Origin of the sequence: Limnospira sp. PMC 289.06 (assembly GCF_032350395.1) — a bacterium.
Classification (GTDB): domain Bacteria; phylum Cyanobacteriota; class Cyanobacteriia; order Cyanobacteriales; family Microcoleaceae; genus Limnospira; species Limnospira platensis.
Window position 1 is genome coordinate 1 of sequence record NZ_JARPLC010000403.1, and the last position, 747, is coordinate 747.

Annotated in this window: 1 protein-coding gene; it reads left to right on the forward strand. The window is 43.5% G+C overall.

Annotated elements, in window-relative coordinates:
• Window positions 1-80: 80 nt before the first annotated feature.
• On the forward strand, window positions 81-747 hold a 667-nt coding region (locus tag P5674_RS25455; protein ID WP_315670448.1), incomplete at its 3' end, for an Rpn family recombination-promoting nuclease/putative transposase.

Sequence of the window (747 nt, forward strand, 5' to 3'; positions counted from 1 at the left end):
TACTATAGCATTATTAGAGTCATATCAACCCATTTTCCAGGGTTCAATGAATTTCCGATCACCAATCTCATCATAAGCCAGTGAAAACCGATAGCATATTTTACCGCATCTTCCAACAATACCCGCGCAGCTTCTTTGAACTGCTGAACCTTCCTCCCACAGAAGCTGATCAATATCAATTCACCAACCTAGAAGTCAAACAACTCGCCTTTCGCTTAGATGGGTTATTCTTCCCCAGTACCGACAACCCTAACCAACCCTTTTATCTGACGGAAGTACAATTTCAACCGGACGATGACCTGTACTATCGGATTTTTGCGGAACTTTTCCTATATTTGCGACAGTATCAACCCCCTTACCCCTGGAGAGTTGTAGTTATTTACCCTAACCGTAACACAGAGCGCGAAAAGTCTCAACACTTTAGCCAAATTCTCAACTCCGAAGCAGTGACCCGCATTTACCTAGACGAGTTGGAAGGCGAAAACGGCTTAGGGGTAGGTATCATTAAGTTAGTAGTCGCATCGGAGTCTGTAGCTATAGCATCAGCCCAACAACTGATTGAACAAGCTCAACAAATACTCCCACCAGCCCCCCTGAGACGCGATATCATTGATTTAATCGAAACTATTGTAGTCTATAAACTACCCCAAGCTAGTCGCGAGGAGATTGCTAGAATGTTAGGATTAACTGATTTAAAACAAACTCGTTTCTATCAAGAAGCCTTTACGGAAGGTCTCCAGGAAGGTC